Source organism: Pseudomonas protegens (genome assembly GCF_003732485.1).
Classification (GTDB): domain Bacteria; phylum Pseudomonadota; class Gammaproteobacteria; order Pseudomonadales; family Pseudomonadaceae; genus Aquipseudomonas; species Aquipseudomonas protegens_B.
On the sequence record NZ_MOAK01000043.1, the window covers coordinates 536 to 8,153 of the forward strand.

Annotated in this window: 7 protein-coding genes; 5 read left to right on the top strand and 2 right to left on the bottom strand. The window is 63.2% G+C overall.

Annotation, left to right across the window (positions count from 1 at the left end; genetic code table 11):
* Positions 1-504: 504 nt before the first annotated feature.
* The 3 genes from BLX41_RS09425 to BLX41_RS09435 all read left to right on the top strand — a co-directional run bounded on the left by BLX41_RS09425 (position 505) and on the right by BLX41_RS09435 (position 2,103).
* Complete coding sequence (locus tag BLX41_RS09425; RefSeq protein WP_123724666.1) at positions 505-825, top strand: hypothetical protein; 321 nt, start codon at positions 505-507, stop codon at positions 823-825.
* 232 nt (positions 826-1,057) lie between these two features.
* Complete coding sequence (locus tag BLX41_RS09430; RefSeq protein WP_123724667.1) at positions 1,058-1,351, top strand: hypothetical protein; 294 nt, start codon at positions 1,058-1,060, stop codon at positions 1,349-1,351.
* Positions 1,352-1,455: 104 nt separating this feature from the next.
* Positions 1,456-2,103, top strand: a complete 648-nt coding sequence (locus BLX41_RS09435) for a carboxypeptidase-like regulatory domain-containing protein (RefSeq protein ID WP_123724884.1) — start codon at positions 1,456-1,458, stop codon at positions 2,101-2,103.
* Here BLX41_RS09435 and BLX41_RS09440 read toward each other — a convergent pair.
* The gene (locus BLX41_RS09440; protein WP_123724668.1) at positions 2,081-3,739 is read right to left on the bottom strand and encodes an ATP-binding response regulator; all 1,659 of its coding nucleotides are present in this window, start codon (positions 3,737-3,739) and stop codon (positions 2,081-2,083) included. The two genes, BLX41_RS09435 and BLX41_RS09440, sit on opposite strands and share 23 nt — an antisense overlap.
* Positions 3,740-3,884: 145 nt before the next feature.
* On the opposite strand from BLX41_RS09440, the gene BLX41_RS09445 reads away from it, so the two are divergent.
* Both BLX41_RS09445 and BLX41_RS09450 read left to right on the top strand, forming a co-directional pair.
* The gene (locus BLX41_RS09445; protein ID WP_123724669.1) at positions 3,885-4,502 is read left to right on the top strand and encodes a LuxR C-terminal-related transcriptional regulator; all 618 of its coding nucleotides are present in this window, start codon (positions 3,885-3,887) and stop codon (positions 4,500-4,502) included.
* A gap of 205 nt (positions 4,503-4,707) precedes the next feature.
* On the top strand, positions 4,708-5,139 hold the full coding sequence (locus tag BLX41_RS09450) for a HEAT repeat domain-containing protein (protein ID WP_123724670.1): 432 nt from the start codon (positions 4,708-4,710) through the stop codon (positions 5,137-5,139).
* A gap of 46 nt (positions 5,140-5,185) precedes the next feature.
* On the opposite strand, the gene BLX41_RS09455 is transcribed toward BLX41_RS09450, so the two are convergent.
* Entirely contained in the window at positions 5,186-7,528 is a 2,343-nt protein-coding gene (locus BLX41_RS09455; protein WP_123724671.1) for a putative bifunctional diguanylate cyclase/phosphodiesterase, read from the bottom strand.
* Positions 7,529-7,618 lie beyond the last annotated feature (90 nt).

The window sequence follows — 7,618 nt, forward strand, 5'->3', positions numbered from 1 at the left end:
CTCAGCGAGGGGCCCATGGAGGGGCAAGACCTTTTGGTTCCTTTTGTGTCGTTTGACAAAAGGGACTCGCCGTAAGGGCGAAACCGTCAGCGGCCGTGACCGCAGCAACGGATATGTACACAAAAAGATCCCGGTTTTACGACTAGCTTCCCCACCGCTCAAGACCAAACCCTCCCCCCTTCCCCTCAAACCTCGATCACCGAAAATTCCTACAACTCGCGTCCAATTGCATCACCTTGTCCCTCCAAGGCGATGCCCTTAAGGTCTGGGGGTCATTGCAAATTCAGTGACAGGGGTGTGGAAGCCCCTATATCGTTAGGCGCGCAAAGCACCAGGCAACCGCCAGGCATGTTTGTAGCCTGCACTTATGGTGGCTGTGCGCGGGGCACTCTTGAGTGCGCCGGGTGCCTAACGTCCCGGTCTTCCACACCTGCGTACAGCCGCCACCTAATTACGTGGAAGTGATTTTTGGCGACTCCGACTCATACGTTAGGAACCAGACCAATGAAAAAAATCACACCAGATCCACCCACCAACACAGCGGATCGAAACGTGGAGCACTACATGCCCCTCACCAGCAACGACTACAACATCCCCGCCCTGCTGGTGGACACCCAGGCCCCGCTGGACGCCCTCCACGAAGCCGCCGCCCACCGCATCCGCGCGGCCACCCAGTTGCTGGAAAACATCGCCAGCCACGACAATCTGCAGAGCAACCCGGCCCTGCTCCAGGACTTCGCCCAGCTGTGCGTCATCCCCCTGCGCGACGGCTGCGACCTGCTCGACGTACTGGGCCGGCGCCTGCAGGAACAACTGCTCACCTGACCCCTGATCCGGGCCCGGCAGCGCCCCGCCGGGCCCATCAAGCGGCCCTGATCCCCGCGCCCCCTGCGCCTCGTAATTGCAAAGCGACATTAGCCCATTTGTGCTAATCGACCCTCCCCCACCCGGGCGATATAGTGCCAAGCAACCACCCGCTCTCCCCCAACACCGCCGTTCTGCGGTGTCGGGAGCGGCTGCGCCGTTGAAAACACAACAACACCAAGGAAGATTCATCATGAAACTCCATTCCAGTGTCCGTCCTCTCACCCTGCTCAGCATCCTGGCCCTCGCCCTGGGCGGTTGCGCCATCGCAAAACCGAGCAACGACGACCTCAAGAACCGCGCCCAGACCACCCTCGGCAAGCCCGTGAGCACGGTCTCGAACGTACGCAGCGACGCGTCCCAGACCTACTTCACCGCCAGCACCAGCAACGGCGAATATGACTGCGTATTGCCCAGCGGCGGCATGGTCGCCTTCGCCACCATGGGCGGCGCAGTAGCGCTCCCCGCCCAGTGCACCAAGCAATAAGCCGGCAGTCCCTGACTACCCAGGTTCGCGGCGACCACTGGCCACTGCGCCATGGCAGGGCTGTGTCGCGCGAACACTGCAACTTCTTCAAAGGTTCTGAACCCATGAACTCCCGCTTATTCATAGTGGCAGGCACAGTCCTGCTCGCCTGTGCCTTGAGTGCCTGCGCGCCGCGCCAGGGACGAACCCTGGACGAATACCCGCCGGTAAAGATCCCCACCGTGCAGTACCCCACCGTCCCCTTCGATACCCAGGCCGCGCGCGCCGCCCTGCAACCCGGCAACGCAACGCTCACCGGCAAGTTCTGCATCGTCGGCAACGACGGCATCGAGAACAGCGGCAATGTGGAGATCTATCTCTACCCGGTCACCCCGCACTTGCAGGCCTGGCATGACTTGCGCAGGTCCCAGCCCGAGGGCGCGCCGGTGAGCATGGCCCCCGAGGCCGTGGCCGTGCACCGGGTGACCCGGACCAACGGCAACGGCATCTTCCAGTTCACGGGCCTGCAACCGGGCCGGTACTTCGTCCAGGGCCAGGACAGTGTGTACGGCACCAGTCGCTGGAACGAGTACGTGGGCACCGGCCAGAGCAACACCAATTACGGGCCGGTAACCACCCACTACTACACCGAGCGCAGTTCGACCTCTTCGTACTCGGGCATGCTGGACAACTTCGTCGAGCTCGCCAGTGGCGAGAACAAGAAGCTGACCATGACCAACTATCCCCTGCTTATCCCGTGCCGGACCTGGTAACAGCCTCTTGCGCCGAAGCCCTGTGGAGGGACGCCAGCGGCGTCTCGCGCAGGGCTCGCAAGGTGCCCCGCAGTTCCACCGGACGCACCGGCTTGGACAGGATCGCAATGTTGCGGTCGTGCAGGGCGGCGTGGATTTTCTCGAGGTCGTGCCCGGTGATGATCAGCGCCGGCACCTCCCAGCCCCGCTGCTGGCGGATGCTGTCGATGCATTCGATACCCGAGGCGCGCGTGCCCAGGTCATAGTCGGCGACGATAATGTCGCAATCGGTCAGCAGATTCTCCCCGCTCGATTCGGCCTGGACCACGCAGCCCCAGCGTTCCAGCAACGCCGAGGTGGCCAGCAAGACGTTGCGGTCATCCTCCACCAGACAGACCCGCAACCCGGTCAGCAAGCCGCTCTGCACCGCTTCGTCACGGCTGTGCAAACGCTGCGGCGCAGCCAGTACCAAGCCATGCAGGCTGACGGTAGTACCGTGATCGACCCGCGAACGAATCGTCACCTGCAGGTCGGTCATCTGCCCCAGGCGCTTGACGATGGACAGGCCCAGACCGACGCCTTCGACGTCCTTGTCGCGTACCTGGCGGACCCGGTAGAACTCATCGAAGATCTTCGGCAGGTGCTCCTCGGCAATCCCCCGACCCTGGTCATAGATGACGATGGCCAGGCCCTGGCCGCGCCGGCGCACGCCAATCAGCACCGGCCGTTCCGCAGCGTACTTGAAGCAGTTGGACAGCACGTTTTGCACCATGGTCGCCAACAGCCCCGGGTCGACCCGCACCCAATGGGCGCAGGGCCGCAGCCGTAACTCGACACCAGCCCAGCGCGCCGCTTCGGTGTTCTGGCGCACCAGGTCGCGCAGTAACTCCCCCAGATGCACGGTTTCGTACTTGGGCTGCACGTGTCCGTTGTCCAGGGTGTAAAGGTCGAGGATCGAACGGAACAACTGCGACACGTTGAGCAGCGAACGGTCGATGTTATCCACCAAGCGGCGCTCTTCCCCCCCCAGGCTGGCCTCGCGCAAGCAAGCGGTGAACAGGCCAATGGAGTGGATCGGCTGGCGCAGGTCGTGGCTGGCCTGGGCCAGGAACCGGGACTTTTCCAGGTTGGCGGCGATGGCTTCTTCCGAAGCCAGGCGGGTGCGCTTGAGCAGGATATGGGCGTACACCGGAATCACCGTGCTGGTGATCATCAGCATCAGCACCATGTAGGGCTGGGCCTGCCAATAGGGGGTCAGCAGGTAGACCATGAACAGTGCGAACAGCGCCAGAACGGTGGCGATGGCCAGGTAGCGCGAGCCGAAGCGCATGCCATTGCCCAGGTTGACCCAGACCATCACTGCATAGATCGGCAGGGCCCCTTCCCCGCCCACCACCAGACCGTAACAGGTGCCGGTGTAGTCGTAGACCATGCCCAGGATGCGCCGCGCCGGGTAGTGCCCGGGCCAGCGGGCGATGGCCATGCGCAGGACGATCGAGCCCAGCATGAACAGGGAAATGTAGATGATCACCGGCACGTAGGGATCCACATCCTGCCCCGGCAGAAAACCGATCACGGCAAACCAGACCAGGGCGCAACCGGCCACGATAATCCGCAGGGTGGCCTGATCGAGCTCGCTGTCCTTCTCAACTTTCATGCAATCACCTCCTTGTGCAATATGCGCTGCCGTGGTCTTTTGCCGTTCTGCAAAACAGCGTATCGGACGCGACCAGCGGGCAGTTACAACGCCGTGCGCCAAGTTAGCATGCTCACAGGACTGGATGTTTCAAGGAGTTTCAAACATGACATGTCGGATTATCGTCGCCGACGACCACCCGCTGTTTCGCGAAGGCATGTTGCGCACCATCCAGCGCCTGCTGCCCGAGGCGGTGCTCGAAGAGGCCGGCGACCTGGCCGCCGTGCTGGCCCTGGCCCTGGCCGGCGAGGAGCCGGACTCGCTGATTCTCGACCTGCGCTTCCCCGGTTTGACCTCGGTAGGCATGATTGCCGACCTGCGCCGACAACTGCCGCGAACCTCGATCATCGTGGTATCGATGGTGGACAACCAGGACCTGATCGGCGAAGTCATGGCCGCCGGTGCCGACGGTTTTATCGGCAAGAGCATCAGCCCGGAAGAAATCGGCCAGGCAATCCTGGCCATTCGCCAGGGCGAAGTGGTGGTCAAGTACGCCCCTTCCGGCCTGCTGCTGCCCCTGGATGCCTGCGCCGAGATCAGCCAGTTGACCAACCGCCAGCAAGAGGTGCTGCGCCTGATCGCTCAGGGCAAGACCAACAAGGAAATCGCCCGGGAGCTGGATATCTCGCCGTTCACCGTGCGCATCCATGTCTCGTCCCTGTTGCACACCCTGAAGGTGCCCTCCCGCGCGGCGGCTGCGGTGAAGTTCGCCGGGGCCTGGTAATCCGGGACAGGCTCGCGCGCCAATGCCAGAGAGTCGCGTCCGGCGCTGCACCGGCTGTTTGCCCCGGTGGCACCTTTAACACTGGGAAGCCTGGCGCAAATGAGGCAGCATCGGTCCTGGCACGCCTGTATAAACGCCATGGCATTGGGCGGCACGCCAGGAACAGCGTGCTGGCGCGGCCGCCCCACGCAGGAGAAAAAACATCATGAATACGGATAAACGTGATGAACTATTTGATCGGTTGCAGCACTGGTTCGGTGACTCGGAAGCCACCAACTGGAACGAATACACCACCGAACAGGTGGCCAAGGGCGTGCTTCACGCCTTTACCCCGGCGCAATGGCAACGGCTCGGCGAGACACTGCTGTCCCGGCCCGAGTACTGGCAGCACCGCTGCGCCGTCTCCCTGGGCGAGTTGCGCACCGTACCGGCCATCGCGTTGTTGAAGCGCCTGCTGGCGGACTCGCCCTACCTGGATGTGCGGGTGATGGCGGTCTATGAGCTGGACTGGGCGGAAGCCGCCATCGAGCAGCGCTATGCGTCCTGTATCCTGGAAATCATGGACAACCTCAGCGAAGAAGGCATCGAGCCGGAGCTGCACAGCCTGCTGACCAAGGCCGAGTCGGCCACCCTCTGAAAGCTCACACCCTGGATGCCGGCTCCGCGCCGGCCATCCAGCCCCTTCAGCTGGGCACCCGGGACTTCAACAACCAACGCTCGAAAGCCTCGGTGGGCAACGGCCGGCTGATCAGGTAGCCCTGGACCGTGTCGCAGCCCCAGCCTTCCAGCAGTTTCAGGCAATGCGCGAACTCCACCCCTTCGGCCACCACCTTGAGCCCCAGCTTGTGGCTCATTTCGATGGTCGAGCGCACGATCACCGCATCACCGCTGGTTTCGTCCAGGTTGCGGATAAAGGACTGGTCGATCTTCAGCTCCTGCACCGGTAGACGCTGCAACTGGGCCAGGGATGAATAGCCGGTACCAAAATCATCCACCGACAGACTGATGCCACAGCCACGCAAGCGCTGCAACACCGCCAGCGACTGTTCCGGATGGCGCATGATGGCGCTCTCGGTGATCTCGAACACCAGTTGCTCGGCGGCCACTTGATAGCGATCCAGGCACTGGCTGACCCGGACTTCCAGGCCGTCGTCCTCCAGGTCGCTGGCGGAGATGTTCAGCGACAGGCGCACCGGCAAAGCCCGGCGATTCCACTCCGCCAGCTGGCGAATGCAAGCCTCGATGACCCAGGACGTCAGGCTGTGCATGCTGCCCGTACGCTCGGCCAGCGGAATGAACTCCGCCGGCGACACCACGCCGAACACCGGGTGCTGCCAGCGCAGCAGGGCTTCGGCCTGATGCAGGTAATCCCGGCGCAGATCCAGCTTGGGCTGATACAGCAGGAACAGCTCGCCTTCGGCGGCGGCGCGACGCAGATCACGGATCAAGCTGATCTGCCGCTGATGAGCCAGGTCGCGGTCTTGCTGGTAGACCTGCAGGTAACCGGGGTTGAGCGATGCATCGTGGCGGGCGATCGCCGCACGGCTGATCAGTTCTTCGGCAGACTTGCCGTCGGCGGGATACACCGCCATGCCCATGCAGATCTGGCGCCGCACCTCATCGCCCTGAATCAGCTGGGGTCGGCTCAACAGGCCATGGAGGCGGTCGGCCATGGCAATGGCGCCATCGAGCTCGGTGTTTTCCAGCAGCAGGAGAAACTCGCTGGCGGTGATTCGCGCGGCGGTATCGCCCTGGGACAGCACTTCACGCAGCCGCCGGCTCAGCTCCCTCATCATCTGCTCCAGCCCTTCCGTGCCGAAGCCTTCGTTGATCGCCCGATAGTTGTCGATCCCCAGGTACAGCAACACCACATTGCGCCGGGCAGCGATGGCCTGGCCCAGGCGCTCGATGGCCAGGGCCCGATTGGGCAGCCCGGTCAGGGGATCATGCAGGGCGTTGTGGGCCAGTTGCCGCTCACGGGTGGCAATGGCGCTTTGCATGGCGTTGAAGGCATCGGCCAGCACGCCGAATTCATCGCTGCGCTTGATGGCCACCGTGGCCTGATAGTTACCGGCACCGATGCGTCTGGCGGCCTGGGCCAGGTCTTCCAGGGGCCGCGAGACCCGCCGTGCCATCAGCAGGGCGAAGGCCAGGGAAATCACCAGCGCCACCATGGCGATCCACAGGAACTCCCGGTCCAGTGGCGCGAAGGCTTGCAGCGCCTGTTCCAAAGGACTTTGCAGCAAGGCCATGACCCGTGGATCGTCGACATCCCCGGTATTGGCCAGTTGCAGTGCCTGGTTGAGAAAGCGCTGGCCATGGGTTTCGCTCATCTGCGGCAGGGACTGCCACAACGAGTCACGCAGGACATTGATGATCGGTGACCAGAAGAACTCCGGCTGGGTGCTGAACAACTCTCCGGGGTGCTCGCCGTCGACGGTCAGGAATGACACTTCAAGGTTGCTCATGGAACGCAGTTCCCGGGCGAACAGCTCGTCCATGGGAAAGCCCATCACTACCCGGGCAATGGGCAGCGACTCCAGCACTTCACCTTGCACCAGCAGATAGGGACGGCCCTTGATCGCAACGAACAGCATATGGGTGTTGTGCCGCAGCGCTCGACGCAGCGCCCGGTCGTAGGGAAAAGGCTGGTCCCGGGCAATCTCCGCCAGAGTGCTGGCGATGACTCGCCCCTCGGGGCTGAGCACGAACATCTCGCTGGAACGGATGCCCCCACGGTGCTGGGCCAGGGACGCGAGAATGTCCACCGGTTTGCCACTGACCACGGCACGGCGAAACTCCGAATCCACCACCAGCCAGTCGACACCGTATTGCAGGTTGCGGCCTCGCAGGTCCAGCAGGCGCTCGAACACTCGTGTGCCGATCTTCAATTGCAGTTGCGCCTGCTTTTCCACTGCCTGGGTGGTGGCGGTCTTCACCGCGAAGTACACCGCGCCAATCAGTACCAACAGCAACAGCGCCAGCACCCCGACAATCCTTGCCTGAAAGGTTCGGCGCCACTTCATAGGGCGGCTCTCATCCACTCCGATCGCCCGCCGAGCCGGGAAAGCACCAGCGTGAGTGGCAGCCGCCGGGGGCTGAAAAATCCGTTCTTT